The organism is Pseudoalteromonas citrea, assembly GCF_000238375.3.
GTDB lineage: Bacteria > Pseudomonadota > Gammaproteobacteria > Enterobacterales > Alteromonadaceae > Pseudoalteromonas > Pseudoalteromonas citrea.
In genome coordinates, this window is the sequence record NZ_AHBZ03000023.1 from 165,806 (window position 1) to 182,654 (window position 16,849).

General features: G+C 41.4%; 13 protein-coding genes. 3 read left to right on the plus strand and 10 right to left on the minus strand.

Going from position 1 to position 16,849, the window contains the following annotated elements; genetic code table 11:
* Window positions 1-427: 427 nt before the first annotated feature.
* Together PCIT_RS16875 and ylqF are read right to left on the minus strand one after the other, a co-directional pair.
* Window positions 428-592 (minus strand): hypothetical protein, encoded by a 165-nt coding sequence (locus PCIT_RS16875; RefSeq protein ID WP_157592746.1) that lies wholly within the window; start codon window positions 590-592, stop codon window positions 428-430.
* Window positions 593-2,642: 2,050 nt separating this feature from the next.
* On the minus strand, window positions 2,643-3,587 hold the full coding sequence (ylqF, locus tag PCIT_RS16880; protein WP_010365210.1) for a ribosome biogenesis GTPase YlqF: 945 nt from the start codon (window positions 3,585-3,587) through the stop codon (window positions 2,643-2,645).
* 165 nt (window positions 3,588-3,752) lie between these two features.
* Between ylqF and PCIT_RS16885 the strand changes: the two genes are divergently transcribed.
* Both PCIT_RS16885 and PCIT_RS16890 read left to right on the plus strand, forming a co-directional pair.
* The gene (locus PCIT_RS16885) at window positions 3,753-4,289 is read left to right on the plus strand and encodes a YaeQ family protein (RefSeq protein WP_010365209.1); all 537 of its coding nucleotides are present in this window, start codon (window positions 3,753-3,755) and stop codon (window positions 4,287-4,289) included.
* 9 nt (window positions 4,290-4,298) lie between these two features.
* On the plus strand, window positions 4,299-4,904 hold the full coding sequence (locus PCIT_RS16890; protein ID WP_010365206.1) for an alpha/beta fold hydrolase: 606 nt from the start codon (window positions 4,299-4,301) through the stop codon (window positions 4,902-4,904).
* Here PCIT_RS16890 and PCIT_RS16895 read toward each other — a convergent pair.
* Window positions 4,901-5,110 carry a hypothetical protein gene (locus PCIT_RS16895; RefSeq protein WP_010365205.1) on the minus strand — a complete coding sequence of 70 codons (210 nt, stop codon included), beginning with the start codon at window positions 5,108-5,110 and terminating at the stop codon, window positions 4,901-4,903. The genes PCIT_RS16890 and PCIT_RS16895 overlap by 4 nt on opposite strands.
* A 338-nt stretch (window positions 5,111-5,448) precedes the next feature.
* On the opposite strand from PCIT_RS16895, the gene PCIT_RS16900 reads away from it, so the two are divergent.
* Window positions 5,449-5,922: a Dps family protein gene (locus PCIT_RS16900; RefSeq protein ID WP_010365204.1), complete on the plus strand. Its 474-nt coding sequence runs from the start codon at window positions 5,449-5,451 to the stop codon at window positions 5,920-5,922.
* Here the strand turns inward: PCIT_RS16900 and PCIT_RS16905 are convergent.
* The 7 genes from PCIT_RS16905 to PCIT_RS16935 form a co-directional block, all read right to left on the minus strand.
* Window positions 5,890-6,315 (minus strand): hypothetical protein, encoded by a 426-nt coding sequence (locus PCIT_RS16905; RefSeq protein ID WP_010365203.1) that lies wholly within the window; start codon window positions 6,313-6,315, stop codon window positions 5,890-5,892. The genes PCIT_RS16900 and PCIT_RS16905 overlap by 33 nt on opposite strands.
* A 69-nt stretch (window positions 6,316-6,384) precedes the next feature.
* Window positions 6,385-8,439 carry a S9 family peptidase gene (locus PCIT_RS16910; protein WP_010365201.1) on the minus strand — a complete coding sequence of 685 codons (2,055 nt, stop codon included), beginning with the start codon at window positions 8,437-8,439 and terminating at the stop codon, window positions 6,385-6,387.
* Between the two features lie 107 nt (window positions 8,440-8,546).
* Window positions 8,547-9,077 carry a hypothetical protein gene (locus tag PCIT_RS16915; protein ID WP_021032196.1) on the minus strand — a complete coding sequence of 177 codons (531 nt, stop codon included), beginning with the start codon at window positions 9,075-9,077 and terminating at the stop codon, window positions 8,547-8,549.
* A 148-nt stretch (window positions 9,078-9,225) separates the two neighbouring features.
* Window positions 9,226-12,369, minus strand: coding sequence for an efflux RND transporter permease subunit (locus PCIT_RS16920; protein WP_010365196.1), 3,144 nt, complete (start codon window positions 12,367-12,369; stop codon window positions 9,226-9,228).
* 15 nt (window positions 12,370-12,384) lie between these two features.
* Window positions 12,385-13,545 (minus strand): efflux RND transporter periplasmic adaptor subunit, encoded by a 1,161-nt coding sequence (locus tag PCIT_RS16925; protein WP_010365192.1) that lies wholly within the window; start codon window positions 13,543-13,545, stop codon window positions 12,385-12,387.
* Between the two features lie 180 nt (window positions 13,546-13,725).
* Window positions 13,726-16,119, minus strand: a complete 2,394-nt coding sequence (locus tag PCIT_RS16930; RefSeq protein ID WP_040696455.1) for an ABC transporter permease — start codon at window positions 16,117-16,119, stop codon at window positions 13,726-13,728.
* Between the two features lie 2 nt (window positions 16,120-16,121).
* On the minus strand, window positions 16,122-16,841 hold the full coding sequence (locus tag PCIT_RS16935; protein ID WP_040696458.1) for an ABC transporter ATP-binding protein: 720 nt from the start codon (window positions 16,839-16,841) through the stop codon (window positions 16,122-16,124).
* Window positions 16,842-16,849 lie beyond the last annotated feature (8 nt).

A 16,849-nucleotide genomic window follows, 5' to 3' on the forward strand; every position in this document is an offset into this window, starting at 1 on the left:
CATATCTTTTACGCTGTGCCTAAGAGCTAGCTTGTATATTTGGCAATTCGGGGTTCTTATTATAATTAAGATTAATTTATGCTAATGGGGTGAAAAAGTACACAGATTAGAGTTTGTAATGTTGCTTAAAAGCAGTGGTTTTTAAGCGAGAAAGGGCTATCTAGTTAGGAGGTAAGTCGATTTGCTGCCTGCGCAACGACGGGTAAGAACTTGCCATTTAAATTTAAGTTGCCATGGTATGAACTTGCACACTCTAACGCCGTCAAGGTTTGCTCAGATAACTAATGCAATGTAAGCGGCATCATTTCTCCCCAGTGAAAAAGCTCCTACTCATTTATCACCCTCAATGACACCGGTGAATTCAGCTTGGATCCGCGTATCTTTGAATGATATTTTTGTCTCTGATACTGTAAACTCAGTTGGCGCTTTACCAAATGAACCTTGATTGGGGCTGCCTAATGTCTGCTATATCAACATTAACCCCAATGGTAAGAAATATATTCGGCTGGATTTCTAGCAGCCCTCGCCATTTATCAGCAGCATTTGCTGAAATACACATCAATACGCTAACTAAAATAGTAAACCATTTCATTTTCTTCCCCTTAAAGCAGTCATACATTGTTTGGGCATCATAGTTAATTACACCTAGCCCGTATCTGGTTGATCTTAGTGTACATAAACGAACTTGATATGGACTGCCTATTTGTTCGAACAGTGAAAAAACGATGTAAACGATATTAATATGCGGATAAAACAATACAGCCAAAACAAATGAGAATTACTTGCAATAAGGTATTGACAGCTGGGTTAATCTAATTGATAATCAGTCTCAACAAAGCAAGTTTGACGGTTTGTTTTGTTACTTTACTCTGATATGTTTCTCGACCCTGAAACACGTGCGGCACACGTTAACTGCTTGGTTGATAGTGATGTAATAACGCCCCTTATTACATCATATGTCACCCGCTCACTATTTTACTTGCTACATTGCTCATATCTGTGACGGTAGATATGAAAAATAGAAAAGCCCTTACAGGGCTTTTTTTATGCCTGTTATTTATACCCTATACAAAAGCTAAACTGATTAAAGCAATTGTGTAAACTCCAAACTAAATAAACAAAGAGAGCACACTCAATAAAGCTAGCAGACCTTTTAACTTCCCTCTTGCTATCACACCCAAACGTTTACTCTCATATTAAATAAATTAAATGATAATTATTTGCATTTAATATTGACAACACCTCAGATCTAACTGATAATCAATCTCAACAAGGCGAGTTTGACGGTTTGTTTTGTTACTTTACTCTGATATGTTTCTCGACCCTGAAACACGTGCGGCACACGTTAACTGCTTGGTTGATAGTGATGTAATAACGCCCCTTATTACATTATATGTCACCCGCTCACTATTTTACTTGCTACATTGCTCATATCTGTGACGGTAGATATGAAACGGAAAAGCCCTCACAGGGCTTTTTTTATGCCCAAAATATACTCGCTTGTGCTTGATAACGTTAAAATATTAAATAAGAATTATTTGTAATAAAACTGTTGACACTCAGTCAAATCTAACTGATAATCAATCTCAACAAGAGTGATGCATACTTAGTCTTGTTATTTGTTTCTGACCCGAAACACGTGCTGCACACGTTAATTGCTCGGTGACGGTGAACTAAACAACGCCCCTTGTGCTGTTCACCTTAACCAATCCACTATTTTACTTGCTACATTGCTCATATCTGTGACGGTAGATATGAAACGGAAAAGCCCTCACAGGGCTTTTTTTATGCCCAAAATATACTCGCTTGTGCTTGATAACGTTAAAATATTAAATAAGAATTATTTGTAATAAAACTGTTGACACTCAGTCAAATCTAACTGATAATCAATCTCAACAAGGCGAGTTTGACGGTTTGTTTTGTTACTTTACTCTGATATGTTTCTCGACCCTGAAACACGTGCGGCACACGTTAACTGCTTGGTTGATAGTGATGTAATAACGCCCCTTATTACATCATATGTCACCCGCTCACTATTTTACTTGCTACATTGCTCATATCTGTGACGGTAGATATGAAAAATAGAAAAGCCCTTACAGGGCTTTTTTTATGCCTGTTATTTATACCCTATACAAAAGCTTAACCGATTAAAGCATTGAGTAAACTCCAAACTAAATAAACAAAGAGAGCACACTCAATAAAGCTAGCAAACCTTTTAACTTCCCTCTTGCTATCACACCCAAACGTTTACTCTCATATTAAATAAAGTAAATGATAATTATTTGTATTTGATATTGACAACACCTCAGATCTAACTGATAATCAATCTCAACAAGAGTGATGCATACTTAGTCTTGTTATTTGTTTCTGACCCGAAACACGTGCTGCACACGTTAATTGCTCGGTGACGGTGAACTAAACAACGCCCCTTGTGCTGTTCACCTTAACCAATCCACTATTTTACTTGCTACATTGCTCATATCTGTGACGGTAGATATGAAACGGAAAAGCCCTCACAGGGCTTTTTTTATGCCTAAAATTAAGCCATCACGGCAACACAAAGCTAAGTATGCTTATATTAAAAATAATACGAAAAAAGCCCTAAAAGGGCTTTTTTATAACGCTTAATTTGGCTAGCTTGATTAACGTCTGTTCTTTCTTGCTCGCGCTCTACGCTGTTTCTTTTCTTCTTCCTTGGCCGCTTTTTTCGCTTCTGCTTGTGCTCGTAGCTCTGCCACCACCACTTCTTCACGCTCACGCATCTCAGGTGTTTCCATGGTAATACGACCAATTATTGCATCACGTAATTCGTTGATTAATATTTCAGACATTTTATGGGTATCAACCTGATTGCCACCTCGGATACAACCACGCTTTTTGCCTGCCATTTCCATAAATTCCCAGTCTTGCTCTGGCAGGTCTTCAATTTTATAGCGAGTTTGTAACAATTTAGGGTAAGCTTCTAATAAGTATTCCGCGGTATAACTGGCCACTTCTTCGTAATCAATCGCCGTATCACGAATCGCCCCTGTAGCAGCCAAACGGTAGCCTGAATTTTCATTTTCAACTTTAGGCCAAAGCATACCTGGCGTATCGTACAGCATAATACCGTCTTCAAGCTTAATACGTTGCTGCGCTTTTGTAACCGCAGGTTCGTTGCCCGTTTTAGCAACAATTCGTCCCGCAAGGGTATTGATTAATGTTGATTTTCCAACATTTGGGATCCCCATAATCATGGCTTTAAGCTGCTTATCAATACCTACTTTATGCGGTGCTAGTTTTTTACATAACTCATTTATTTTATGTACTTCAGCCGCTTTATCATGACCAAATGCCACCGCTTTCACACCGCTTTCTTGCTCTAAATACTTCATCCAGCGATCCGTCATCACCGGATCGGCCAAATCCGCTTTATTTAAAATCTTGATCACAGGCTTGTCTTCACGCAGTGCAGAAACCATTGGATTTTCACTGCTATAAGGAATACGTGCATCAAGCACTTCAATAATAACGTCCATTTGCGGCATAATTTCTTTGATCTCATTACGCGCTTTGTTCATGTGTCCTGGAAACCACTGAATTGCCATACGCTATTCTCCTGCGTGAATTATTGATTAACGCGCTATTTTACCTAGTTCATCGCATAATTGCTCTAAAAGCAGAAAAAATTTATCAATCAAAGTATAAGCAGCGCACTCTCAGCCTGATCTCTTGTATACTGCATGCCTCTGAATTTTTTGAAACTAAAAACCATGGCGCTTAAATCAACTATAATAAAAACTCACCTATCTATTAGCGACATGGATAGGCATGTATACCAAGACTTATCGCTGACGTTAGCACAGCACCCATCTGAAACAGAACAACGTTTGATGGTTCGAATTTTAGCTTACGTATTACAGTTTCAAGAACGACTAGAATTCACCAAGGGCCTATGTGCCGATGATGAGCCTGAAGTTTGGGTTAAAAATTATAGTGATGAAATAGAACTCTGGGTTGAGCTCGGCTTACCAGAAGAGAAGCGTTTGAAAAAAGCCTGTAACCGCGCGAAAAACGTCGTGCTATATACTTATGGTGAAAATAACCAACCAATATGGTGGCAAAAGAACCAACAAAAATTGGCTAGTTATCAGAACTTAACGGTAATAAGCTTGCCCTATGATGCCACCGCACAGTTAGCTGAAATGGTCAGCCGTGCGATTACACTCACCATTACGATTCAAGATGGTGAAATATGGCTTAGTGATGAACAACATAGTGTGCACATTATACCGCAACAACTGAAGTAAGAGACCTATATGACAATTCGGCGCATCGTAGTATTACATGGTTTGTATATGTCAGGCTTTGTTATGCGCCCACTTTGCGCCAAGCTAAAAAAGCGTGGCTTTGAAATATTGAATTTCAGTTATAATACGTTAGAGCCTGATAAGTCTGTTATTTTTAATGAACTTGATCATTTTATTGCTGATCAATCAACGGCACTGGTCTGCCATTCTATGGGTGGTCTCATCGCAAGAGCCTATTTGGAGCATAACTCACCTTCCAGCCAACATGTTAAAAAGGTCATTACCCTCGGCACGCCACATAAAGGCAGCACCATTGCTAAGCATATGCATGATAAAGGCCTAAATATGTTATTAAAAAATAGCATAGAGTTTTTATTGTCAGAGAATCAAGATTGGCCGTTTTCCGCAAAGCTATATAGTATTGCTGGCGACTTACCCTTGGGGTTCATGCCCATATTGCAAAAAGGCAGCCGCTCAGATGGCACCGTCCTCTTAGAGGAAACCCAGTTGCCTGGTATGGCCGAACATAAAGTTTTTCACGTCAGTCACACCAGTATGATCTACTCTCGTCAAGTCACGCAATATATTAACTCATTGCTATCGAGTGAGCCTTAATGATCACCGTGTTCTGCGATTTTATAAGCAATTACCGCGATTAACCCAACAATAAGGGGGACTGGCGCTGCAATATAACCAAAAGTATCTGAATTAGCGATACTCGCCCCAGCTAAATGCCCGACTAAACCAACGACAAAAGCCAGTAACGCAATAACAACAACGAGTAGCTCTGTCTTGTGCTGGGATTGTGTTTTAGCTTGCATAACATTACTCCTAAATTCCGTCTAAAAGCTCTAAATCAGCATTCACTGCCGATGTACGTATGCATTATGCGCTTTCTTTATGCCCGTTTTTTGACCTAAATCAAATTGTAAATTACCCTTCAATCAAGCCGCTATTACGCTTGTTCAAGATCAAATTTTATTGAGTTAACGCCTTTATTACCTTGCACATGGCAAGGTTTATTCCGAACACAACAATCAACCCAGTAGACTGTTTATGGTGAATTGATTGATTTTATAGATTAAAGACATTGATTTATCTTGTTAGCCAAGTTCTCTATGCTCAGCCATACTTAATCCATCGCAATAAGGAGCCTACTATGACACAGATTAATTCTATTGGTTTAGACAACCAAAAAAGCCAAGCACTTGTAACAGCTTTAAATACCCTGCTCAGCAGCTACCAGATTCAGTACATGAATGCTCGCGGCTTTCATTGGAATATCAAAGGCCGTAATTTCTTTGAGTTACATCTAAAATTTGAAGAAATTTACAATGTACTGTTAGAAAAAGTAGACGAGATAGCAGAACGTATTCTCACCATTGAAGGTCAACCATTACATGTATTTTCTGACTATTTAGAGCAAAGTAAAATAGCTGAAGCAAAAGGGATCAGTGATGGCACCACCGCATTAGAGAACCTATTAGCTGGTTTCACGACTTTAATTGGTATGCAGCGTGAAGTATTAGCGCAAGCAGGTGATGCCGAAGATGAAGGTACCGCTGCGCTGATGAGTGATTATATCAAAGAGCAAGAAAAGCTAGTGTGGATGCTCAAAGCGTATTTGAACTAACGCTAATAACGCATTGTGATGCTGTGGTTGATATACTAACAAATCAGCCGCATCATCAAAGAAATATATCGCTGTGTTTGTACCACGCCAAAGTTGCTCTAGCACCTGTCGTGCTAACGCATTAGCGCCAATATAGTCAACCCGCACATAACCACGCTGCTTAACCCCTTCAAAGTAATTGCGAATAGCTTCAAAGCTATCTGCTGTGCTCATTTCAAACATAGACAAATCTAGCACTGCACTTTGTAGCTGCCCTGGTGGGTATTTCATCGCTGTAGCCAGCAAGTTATTTTGTAAATCGATAATACCTTCTCGATTAAAAGCGCCTTTCAAGCCAATATAAATAACCGGCGCTTCAACATATAAACGCCAAAGACCATGTGCTACAAACATGTGATTTCCTCATTAGCAAGCATAACCACAATAACGTTGTAATGTAGTTATGCTTCTTGTTTGCGCCAGTTAATCTAGCAAGCCTATAAAGAAAGCCATTTCTAATGCTTTTTCGTGCAAACTTTTAAACCGCCCCGAAGCACCGCCATGCCCAGCATCCATATCGGTTTTGAAAAGTAGTAAATTATCGTCTGTTTTATACTCGCGCAATTTAGCCACCCACTTCATGGGCTCCCAGTATTGCACTTGTGAATCATGTAAGCCTGTCGTCACTAAAACATTAGGGTAATCTTTTACTTCAATATTGTCGTAAGGTGAATACGCTAAAATAGTGTTGTAGTCAGCTTGGTTGTTTGGATTACCCCATTCATCGTACTCATTTGTGGTCAGGGGTATCGTTTCATCTAACATGGTGGTCAATACATCTAAAAATGGCACATGGCACCCAACACCTAAATACAGCTCAGGGGCTTGATTAACAACAGCGCCCATTAATAGGCCGCCAGCACTGCCACCTGAAGCAAAGATTTTATCTGATGCACCATAGCCTTGCTCAATTAATGAACGCGTAACATCCACAAAATCATTAAAGCTATTTTCTTTAAAAGATTTTTTACCATGCTCATACCACGCACGCCCTAACATCTCTGAGCCTCGAATATGCGCAATCGCATAAACAAAACCACGATCGAGCAAGCTTAACGTTGTGCTAGAAAAAGTAGGATCAATGGTAATACCATACGCGCCATAGCCGTATTGTAGTAATGGATTGGAGCCATCTTTTTTGAATGTAGACTTTTTATAAACCAACGAAACCGGGATCTCGACACCATCGCGAGATGAAACGAAGATACGCTCAGACGCGTAAGCGTCACTACAAAACTCGCCTAATACCTCTTGCTGCTTACGCAACACTTTTTGGCCCGTCGCTAAATCACAATCGTACACTGAGCTCGGTGTCGTCAAGCTAGAATAGTAAATACGTATTTTATTCGCACTGGCTTCTGGGTTTTGACCAACGCCAGCAAAGTAGCATTCATCATTAAACGTTAGCTGATAGCTATCGCCTTGGTATGTATGTACCACAAAACGAATTTGCCCCATTTCGCGCTCGGTCACGACAAAATGACTATCGAACAACTCTAACCCTTCCAGTAACACATGTTCTCGATGTGCGACGACTTCTTCCCAGTGTGCCGTCTCAGCAATAGTTTCGGCTGAAGCGCGCATTAAGCGAAAGTTGATTGCGTTATTATTCGATAGAATATAGAAGGTTTCACCCAGTTTATCTAAACCATATTCATGGCCTATGGTACGCGGCAATAACCGTTCAAAAACCCCTGTGGGTGTATTCGCATCTAATACCAATAAGTCACTGGTTTCCGTGGCCGATAAATAAATGTAAATTTGGCTATCATCACGGCTTTTACCAAGCCCCATATAAAATTGATGATCTTGCTCTTCATAAACTAAAACATCATCGCTTTGTGGTGTGCCCAAGACATGTCTATATACTTGGGTCCCCAGTAAGGTTTGTGCGTCTTTTTTTACATAGAAGACAGTTTGATTGTCATTGGCCCAAACAAGCTCACCTTCAGTGTTTAATAACACATCTTCTAAATATGTGCCGCTAGCAATATCTTTGAATCTAAAAGTATAAATACGTCTGCCATCTAAGTCTTCGCTATAGGCTAAGAGCTTATCATCTGGGCTTACAGCCAAATCCCCAATATCATAGTATTCGTGGCTTTGCGCTAAAGCGTTGACATCTAACAGCAACGACTTATCACTCAATGTTTCATCGCTTGCACGATAGTGCGACGCATATTCGTTATCGCCAGTCACATCTGAAACATACCAATACGCACCATCTTTAACAGGTACTGAGCTGTCATCTTTCACAATTCGCGATTTCATTTCGGTAAATAACGAATCTTGTAATGCTTTATGAGGCGCCATTTGCGTGGCAACATGCTCGTTTTCAATACGCAAATGCTGCAATACGTCATCATTGCTACGTTTATCATCTCGCATCCAATAATAATTATCGGTACGTTGGTGTCCATGATGAGTCATACTATGGGGGATTTTTTTTGCTGTTAAAGCAGACGTTTTTTCAGCCACAGATTGTTCCTAACTTATGATATTTTTTCCAGTCTATCATAGTCATAGTTGCAAGCCAGTGCTGTTTTAAAATGGGTGCAATGTTATTACATAACCTTCCATGCAACTTACCACAATGCACCACTGCCAGGTTCAAATTGCGGCGCTGTATTACGACAATATTCCGTAAATGGCCAAGGTTTGCAGCGATAGCAACGCCCTGAAGGTTCATGCCATACCCGAGTACCTTGTCGGTAACTGTGCTGAGCTTGTGGAAAGACATGATCATACTGAGACCGCTTATCTACCGGCTTTTTTGGCTGAAACTTACATTGGAATTCAAGTTTAAAATGCGTGATCCCACTATGGGTATGTGCCATCACAGGTTGTGAGCCAAAGCCAATTACCCAACCTTGTGCTGAGCAACAGCCTACTTTCACTAAAGGCACATGCACATTAATTGCATTTGCAAGTTCCCCTTGCCAAGCATGTGCATCTTTTTGCGAATGATAGATAATTTTTGTACTAACCCTGAGCGCACTTATTTCTCCTTCCTTAGTAAAAAAGTGAGCAGTGACCACATCTCCAATATGAAGTTGTCGCACCTGTGCTAGCATGCCAATTTTTTCCCAATTCGTAAGTTCATGCTTGTCAGACACCACTAAAACTCATCTATAGTTAGAATATTCGCAAGTATAATGATGCCAAACACGAATACAACTTTTTAGCTACCAAATTATAAAAACACAGTACTTTAAAACCAAAAAAGCCAGTGGTAACTGGCTTTTTTAATAAAGGAGTATAACTCTATGCCTTCGAAGCCCTTGGCTTTATGCTATTCAATATTTTTCTTAAAAAACTAAATAGCTTACTAAATACAGACTGTATATCCGTTAAGATGATATACAGACATGGCACCAGTAACAGGGTGATCAATGTTGCGAATACCACAGCAAAACCGAGTGAGACCGCCATTGGAATAACAAACATTGCCTGTAAACTGGTCTCAAACATAATAGGTAAAACCCCCATAAACGTCGTGATTGACGTCAATGTAATAGCCCGAAAACGGGCACAACCGGCCTCTATTACTGCCTCTTTTAGCGCCATACCTTGACGACGTACCTGATTAACAAAATCAGTCATCACCAGCGAGTCGTTAATAACAACCCCTGCCGCCGCAATAATGCCATAAGCAGACATCAAGCTCAGATCTAGGCCAAATGCTAAATGCCCCCATAGTGCACCAACTAAACTAAAGGGAATAACAGACATCACGATTAAAGGTTGCGCATAGCTCTTTAGCGGGATAGCTAGCAAGATATAAACTAACAACATACCTATCACAAAAAAGACAATCTGCTCATTCGCTTGTGCTTGCTGCTCTTCTATAGCACCACTTAATTTGGTTTTAACCGTAGGAAAAGTTTTCAGTAGTTCAGGTAAAATCACCTCGTCAATGCGTTTAGTCACCGCTGTTGGTTCAATGGCTTCTTCATCGATATTGCCATAGACATATACTGTTCTATAACCTTCTTCACGGCGAATATAGCTGATCCCTGGCTTTTCTATCAATTCAACAACATCGCCAAGGACGACTTCTTTGCCTTGAGGTGTCGTGATCACTGTGTGTTTTAATGAAGAGTAAGCTTCACGGGTTAGCTTAGGATAGCGCACCATCACGCGTACTTCTTCACCATTACGAATAACACGCTGAGCCTCTCCGCCATAAAAACTTGCGCCCACTTGCGAGCCAATATCACGCAGTGTTAACCCTAAATCATAAGCTACCGGTTTTAACGACAACTGAATTTCTTTACTGGCTGGATCAATCGTCGAGCTAATATCAAATAACCCGCGTTCTTGCTGTAACAACGTAATAAGCTGGCGTCCTGCAGCATTGAGTGTTTCAATATCAGAGCCATACAGTAAATAACCAAAATCACCATCACCACCGAGGTTAATTACCTCATCTTCAACAAGGATAGATTTCACTCCAGCAATTTCCGGTATGCTTTCTCGCCAACGGCGACTCAGTTCAAAGGTATCAAAGGGGCGTAGCTCTTCATCAACCAGAGGCGCCATCACTTGCGCACTGGTTCTGTCCATATTAAAAACCATGACGTTTTTCACCATTTTCACGCCATACTCTTGCTCAACCTGCTTATCTATATCAATGACCAATTGCTCTAGCTGCCTCGCCGCAGCAATAGTCTGCTCATCTGACACATTATTGTTCATGGTCAATTTGATTGCTGGAAAATCATGGGGAATTTTAGGCAAGAACAATGTTCTAATGTGACCGCTTGTCATTAAACTTATGCTGATTATAAAGATACCAACAAACGAAAATAATACCGTCCAACGCCACTCAACACAGCGTGTGACAAAGCGCTTATAAGGTCCATTTACAAAGCCAAAAAAGCGTCGATTAAACCCATTTCTCCAGCTTTTTTCTGGTAAAGGTTTGAACTTTATTTGCGCAATGTGCGCAGGGAGAATGAGTTTAGATTCAATTAAACTGAAAAATAAACACAGCAGTACAACCCCAGCAATAGATATAAAGTTTGAACTTTCAGGCCCTGTTGAAAACATCAACGGCGCAAATACAGCCATGGTTGTTAAGACACCAAACGTCGCTGGCGTGGCAACACGTTTAGCTCCTCGGATCACATTTTCAACACCGGGACCTTTGTTTTCGACTTCGGTATAAGCACTTTCACCTATGACGATTGCATCATCGACCACAATTCCGAGTACCATAATAAAGGCAAATAATGAGGTGACATTAATCGTGATCCCCAACACAGGCATTAGCATGATCGCCCCCAAGAAGCAGACCGGGATCCCGATTGTGACCCACATTGCTAACTTAAAGCGCAAGAATACAAACAGCATCAATGCAACCAGAAACATCCCCTGCAATAAGTTCGATTTCATCATACTCAAGCGACCATTCAAGTAGTATGTCATATCCACTAAAGACTCAATCGTCACACCAGCTGGCAACTGCTCATTCTTTTGCTTAATATATGCATTAACAGAGTTTGCCACCGGCACCATATTTTGCTCTGTCGTGGCTTTGACCTGAATAAAAACCGCATTTTGGCCATTTAATTTAAAATATCGCTCACCTTCAGTAAATTCGTCTTTTATGATTGCAACATCTTTAAGTAAGACCTGTGCACCATTGGCGCCTACTTTCACAGGCAGCTGACGAAATTCATCACCACTGTATGACTGGTTTTCAACGCGGACTGAAATAATACCCGCTTCCGTTCTGAGCTCACCGGCTGAGATATTGGCCGAATAATTACGTATAGAGTTCGTTATATCTGCAATGGTTAAGTTATATTGACGCAACACATCTGGCTTTATTTCTATCGCGATTTCATCCAATGGGACGTCAACAGAAACGAGAGACACATTCCCTAAATGTAATAGCTCATCTTCTATTTCTTTCGCAATTGGTTTTAGCTGAGTCAATGGCAAGTCAGCAGATACTGTCATGCCAACCACATCCTGTCGAAACTCAACCTGGCTTACCGTCAAAGGCTCCATTGCGGCAGGAAAAGTAGCAATGCTATCGACTCTCAGCTTCACCTTATCTAACACATCTGTCAGCTCAACATCAGGGTCTATTTTCAGCTGTGCGCTACCACTACCATGAGAAGCACGGTAGACTGCTTCTTCCACATCTGTAACATCTTGTAGCGACTCTTCAATCTTAATTAAAATACTTTCTTCTATCTCTTGTGGCGATGCCCCCGGATAGTTTGCAGATACAGTAATATAGTTAATTTCTACATTCGGGAACATCTGCCTCTGAATGGTAGAATAAGTAAAAATACCAATGATGATGATAAACCACATTAGCAGGTTTGCCGCGACCGGGTTATTAGCAAAAAAAGCAATTAGGCCCGTTTGCTTTTGCTGTTCATGAGTGCTCACGATATATACCTACCCTTATAATTTTTCAGTTGCAGCTGACTGAGATGAATCTTCACCTGCTACTTTCACTGTCATACCCTTTTGTGGATACTCAGGCACCGTGGTGACAATTTTTTCATTGTCATTCAGACCTGCACTCACATAAAAATAGGTCCCTTCTTCACGAATAACGGTCACTTTGCGTGGCTCTAATTGATTGTCAGCATTGAGCAACCAAATCGTTTGGTCATTTACTAAATCTTGTGGCAAACGATAGATTTTATTTAATGTTTTACCCCCAAAAGTGACTTGTACGTATGAACCAAATTTCACTTGCGGTTGACGGGTTTTTAACCCATATGGGTCTTGAATACGCACGACTAAGTTCACCATACGTGTATCACTATCAACAACGCCAAGGTCTCGGTGCACAACCGCTTGTCGTGTAAAGCCATTTAGCCCCGTTTGTTTTATTGTGGCTGTCAGACCAGTGATCCGTTCGGGTAAAAAAGCACTATCAAAGCCTGCGATTGGGATTACGACCTCAGCATACTCAACACCATTAAGCGTGGCGACCGGCGATCCTGTGCTAACAAATTGGCCTAACCCCACATCGCGAGAAATAACCAAAGCATCATATGGGGCTCTCACTTCACAATTAGCTAAATCTCTTTGTGCTCTTTTGAGTGCCGCACGTGCTGACTTCACGCCAGCTTGCGCACTTAATACTTGCGGTTTACGTAGAAATAAGTCGGTATGTTTTCGATTAGGGAAACGTTTTGCTTCATCGGCAGCAACTTCAGCCTGCGCTTGCTCTTCAATTAATGTTGCTTGAGCGCGTGATAAGTCAGCTTCAGCCTGTAATACTGCTGCCTGATAATTGTCCTTTTCAATTTCCATCAGTATGTCACCACGAGCAACAATGCCCCCACTGACAAAATTAGGGTGCCATGCTGTTACCTCCCCTGAAACTTGAACTGACAGCTGTGTTGACTCAAAGGGTTTAACCTCGCCATAGCTATTAATAACGACTTGATGATCGAGGGCAAAAGCAGTTTCTACTTCAACCACTGGGCGGGTATCAACCAGTTCTTTCTCATCTGGTTCAGTGGCGAGCGCATTAATGGCCAGTGACCCCAACGCTCCGGCTGCTAACATCACGATTGGTAAGATCACTTTTAATATTTTTGTTTGCATGTTCTATATCACCCCAAAATTATTTCCTCATGTAATACTAGCAAGATTCACAAAGCAATAAACGTGACATTTGTAAGATTCTGTTGCTAAATAAAAAAACTGACAAAAAAGGACTCTATCGCACGGCGAGTCCTTCAAAAAGCCGAATAGTAAGTATTAAGTTATCTGTAATTGATTCTCTCAATTCTCTGTACGCAGCTGACGCCCAATGGCCTGCCCCAGTTGTTGCTGTAGTGGTTGGTACGCCCAAAAAACCGCATTGATCAACACCAGACTAACGGCAATACAAAAGCTCACAAACCATACATCCATTGCAATCGTAAAACGATTGACTAAAAACATACCGCCCAACAATGCAATAAGCGTCGCGATGACTGCAATCCGACCAAATTGAAACAGCATTTCCGTTATCAATTGTGAATTTTTTACTCCTATTGCTCGCTTCATGGCGATGGTTTGCTGCTGAGCTGATTGACGGATACTCATTACACCAAATAACCCTACTGCAGCCAAAACGAGCGTCGCAATTGTGATGCAGATACTTACCCATAGCAGTAGCTTATTAGCGAGTAATAGCGCTGTTCTCTGGCTTTCAAGGCTCTGAACCCTGAATACTTTCATACCTGGCTGGTGTTGTTCAAATAGCTGCTCCATGTTCGCTTTTGATAGTGAATAGCCTGGTACTAAATGCACCAACAAATAATGCCTGCCCTGTGTAGCTCGATACACAAAACTCGGGGTTCTTGAGTCACTCACACTCGCTTGATCAGCCACTACCCCAATTATCTGCATCGCCGCATCTGGGTCATTAATATTAAAACTCAGTCGAGTTGATAATGCTTGTTCAATACCACCCAGTTGCTTAGCTAATGACTCACTGATCATTAAAACATTGGCATTATTTTGTACATCTGTGACGTCAAAAAACCGACCAGCCAATAACGTCTGTGAAAAGAACGATGCATAGCGGTGATCTACCACTTTTCCTAATGGCGTCACCTTTTTTAGCGTATCAACCAAAGTCAGATCCCAGCTAATAAGCCGCTCCCCTAATGGGGAATTACTACGACTAACTTGTTCAACCATAGGGAGCGCTTCAAGTACATCGGCGGCGTGTTTATAGGCTGCTTGTTGCACCACCTCCCCACCCCCAGTAGTATCCGAAAGTTGCACAATAAATTTATCTTGTAATGGCAGCGCGTGTGCCTGTTCAATTTTCTGCCATTGCTGCCATGCAACAGCTAATAAACAGCTAACAATCATCATGGCAATGGCGAGCTGACTGACTACGGATATATTAATTTGCTTCGCACTGACTTGCACACCCCCCCCTTTTGTCGCACCCGCCATAGCTTGCGCTAAACCTTGATACGGCAGTCGCGACAGACCAACTGAAACCAATACACTGTTTAGCAGTAACACACTGGCGAGTATTATTGCCACAACAGGCCAAGATAGTGTCAGCAAACTTACATGAGGGAATAAAGTCGCTAACCAAGGTGCACCATAAAGCAAGCTTAAGTGGGCGATTATCATAGCCAGTGTCGTGGCCGTACACATGATAAGTAATCCTTCAAACCACAGCTGCGCATACAACTGTTTCTTTTTTGCACCCAACGCGACACGAAGCACCAGCTGATGTCTTCGCGTTGCTAACATGGCGATGTACAAGTTACAGACATTAAACAAAACCATGAGTAATAACCCTATCGCGCCAGCCAATACACCTAAAACGAGCGAGCGGCTCGACCCCAATAAGACTGCTTTCAAAGGGCTTAACCATATTTTTATGTGCCAACCATCAAAATAGGTTTCACCCTGCACGTTCGTTTGCCACAAACTATTCATTTCTTGTGATAAATTCAGACTCATAGCCTCAATCGTTTCAGACTCAGGCAACCGGGCGACCATTAAATTATTTGAATATCGGTTCCACCAAAAGCTTCTAGCTTCTTGTGTGGTTAAATTATGATCCCACGCTAACCATACTCCGGTTTTTTGATTAAACTGTGCTAAATTCGCCTCGATAAAATGTGCCGCCGTCACGCCGATAACTTGAAAACGCGCCTTTCCAAAAGAAATCGTTTTACCGACAATTTGAGAGTCTTGCTCAAAGTACTTTTGCCAATGCTCAAAGCTCAGTACCGCAACAGAGAGGGTATTATCACTTTGATGTGTAAAGCCTCGCCCCAAATGCATGGGTATATCAAACATTGAAAACCATTCGTGTGTTACAAATGCCGTATTCACTTTGGGGCTATCCACATGGGACAATAAAAGTTGTTCTGCATAGTGCACTAATGCAATCTCTTCTAAGTGACGCCTTTGCTGGTACAAAGCCATGAGGCTCGGATAATTAAATGCCTCAACATTAAACTTACTATTCGCATCATACTGAGCAAATTCGACTTTAACGAGGCGATCCGAATTCGGGTAAGGTAACGGGCTAAACAAAAGAGAATAGGTGAGTGTCACAGCAATAAATAACGTCGTTAATGCTATCACCATACTCATCATCACACTGAACGTGTAACGCGGGGTCGTTAAAATCTGTGAAAGTGCATGTGTGATCATCATCATGCCTTCAAAGCAACATGCGCTGGCACTGTGCTTATATCACCCAGTATTTCACCATCGAGTAGTTTAATTTTTTTAGGGGCCATATCTGCATATCTTGGGTCATGTGTCACCATACAGATCGTGCGGCCTTGCCTGTGAAGCTCACCAATCAAACTCATCACTGAGTCACCACTTTTTGAATCCAAATTACCAGTCGGCTCATCGATGAGTAAAATTGCAGGTTCAGCAATAAGCGCTCTGGCAATGGCAACACGTTGCTGTTGACCGCCTGATAACTGATTCGGTTTATGGCCAGCTCTATGCGATAAGCCTACTTGTTCAAGGCAGGCTAACGCTCGCTGCTTTATACTCGCTTTGTCCGGCTTGGCACTGCTATAACGTAAAGGCAGTGAGACATTCTCCAATACCGACAACTCATTTGCCAAATTAAAGGACTGAAATATAAACCCAATCTCTTGATTTCGTATTTCAGCAGCATCATCTGATGTCAGTTTTGACACATCAGTTCCATTGATGTAGTACTCACCGCTACTGGGCGACTCTAATAACCCCATGATCGATAATAATGTAGACTTACCACAGCCTGAAGGCCCAGATATAGAAACAAATTCCCCCTCTCTGATAACTAACTGAATATTCCTTAAAGCATGCGTTTGCAATAGTTCTGTTTCAAATACCTTATTCACAGCGTGCATTGAAATTACAACATCCATCATGTGCTCCC

What these genes read in the sequence shown, in the direction of transcription:
- PCIT_RS16875 (WP_157592746.1), bottom strand. Translation starts at nt 592, where the DNA reads ATGAAATGGTTTACTATTTTAGTTAGCGTATTGATGTGTATTTCAGCA.
- ylqF (WP_010365210.1), bottom strand. Translation starts at nt 3,587, where the DNA reads ATGGCAATTCAGTGGTTTCCAGGACACATGAACAAAGCGCGTAATGAG.
- PCIT_RS16885 (WP_010365209.1), top strand. Translation starts at nt 3,753, where the DNA reads ATGGCGCTTAAATCAACTATAATAAAAACTCACCTATCTATTAGCGAC.
- PCIT_RS16890 (WP_010365206.1), top strand. Translation starts at nt 4,299, where the DNA reads ATGACAATTCGGCGCATCGTAGTATTACATGGTTTGTATATGTCAGGC.
- PCIT_RS16895 (WP_010365205.1), bottom strand. Translation starts at nt 5,110, where the DNA reads ATGCAAGCTAAAACACAATCCCAGCACAAGACAGAGCTACTCGTTGTT.
- PCIT_RS16900 (WP_010365204.1), top strand. Translation starts at nt 5,449, where the DNA reads ATGACACAGATTAATTCTATTGGTTTAGACAACCAAAAAAGCCAAGCA.
- PCIT_RS16905 (WP_010365203.1), bottom strand. Translation starts at nt 6,315, where the DNA reads ATGTTTGTAGCACATGGTCTTTGGCGTTTATATGTTGAAGCGCCGGTT.
- PCIT_RS16925 (WP_010365192.1), bottom strand. Translation starts at nt 13,545, where the DNA reads ATGCAAACAAAAATATTAAAAGTGATCTTACCAATCGTGATGTTAGCA.
- PCIT_RS16930 (WP_040696455.1), bottom strand. Translation starts at nt 16,119, where the DNA reads ATGATCACACATGCACTTTCACAGATTTTAACGACCCCGCGTTACACG.
- PCIT_RS16935 (WP_040696458.1), bottom strand. Translation starts at nt 16,841, where the DNA reads ATGATGGATGTTGTAATTTCAATGCACGCTGTGAATAAGGTATTTGAA.